The 1,118-nt window shown below is 69.1% G+C and carries 1 protein-coding gene; it reads right to left on the reverse strand.

The genetic code is table 11. The features are described 5' to 3' along the window. On the reverse strand, positions 1-920 hold a 920-nt coding region (locus ACWDX9_RS63590; RefSeq protein ID WP_449973499.1), incomplete at its 3' end, for a heavy metal translocating P-type ATPase. Positions 921-1,118: the final 198 nt, after the last annotated feature.

Genomic DNA, 1,118 nt, shown 5'->3' on the forward strand with positions numbered 1-1,118 from the left:
GCACCCGTGACCGCGTCCCCCGGCCGCACCTCCACCGGCACCGACTCGCCGGTCAGCATCGAGGCGTCCACCGCCGAGGAGCCTTCCAGGATGACACCGTCGGTGGCGATCTTCTCGCCGGGCCGCACCACGAACGTGTCGCCGGCCTTGAGCTGGTCGGTGGGGATGCGCCGGCCGTCGGCCAGCTCCACCTCCTTGGCGCCCAGCTCCAGCAACGCCCGCAGCGCCGCCCCCGCCCGCCGCTTGGAACGGGACTCGAAGTAGCGGCCGGCCAGGATGAACGCGGTCACCGCCGCCGCGGTTTCGAGGTAGATGTTGCCGGAGCCGTCGGTGCGCTCGATCGTGAAGGAGAACGGATGCGTCATGCCCGGCGTGCCCGCGCTGCCGAAGAACAGCGCCCACAGCGACCAGCCGAAGGCGGCCAGCGTGCCGACCGAGATCAGCGTGTCCATCGTCGCGGCGCCGTGCCGCAGGTTCGTCCAGGCCGCCTTGTGGAACGGCCAGCCCGCGTACACCACCACCGGCGCCGCCAGCACCAGCGACAACCACTGCCAGTTCGTGAACTGCAACGCCGGCACCATCGCCATCGCGACCACCGGCACACTCAGCACCACCGCGGTGATCAACCGCTGCCGCAGCGGCCGCAGCTCATCGGCAGGCTCCTGCTCGGCCCCGGCGCCGGACTCGGCGGGCGGGGCAGGCAGTGCGGCGGTATAGCCGGCCTTCTCCACCTCGGCGATCAGCTGCTGCGGGTCCACGCCATCCGGGAAGGTGACCTTCGCCTTCTCCGTCGCGTAGTTCACCGTCGCGCTCACGCCCTCGAGCTTGTTCAGCTTGCGCTCGATCCGGTTCGCGCAGGACGCGCAGGTCATGCCACCGATCGACAGCTCGACAGCCCTGCCTTCAGTCAGGGAAGACATCACATCTCCTTTCCTCGTGTCCTGCGATCAATGCGAGTCGTTGCCGTGAGAAGGGCTCGCGCTCGGCTCAGCCGTGGTTTTGGGCTGTCCGGTACCGGCCTGAGCGGTGAAGTCCGCGGTACGGACCTTGCCGTCATGCTGGAAATCCAGGAACAACCGGTAGTCGCCGCCGCTGGGCACCTCGGCGTAGAAGGTGAT

The sequence above is a fragment of the Nonomuraea sp. NPDC003201 genome, from assembly GCF_053590415.1.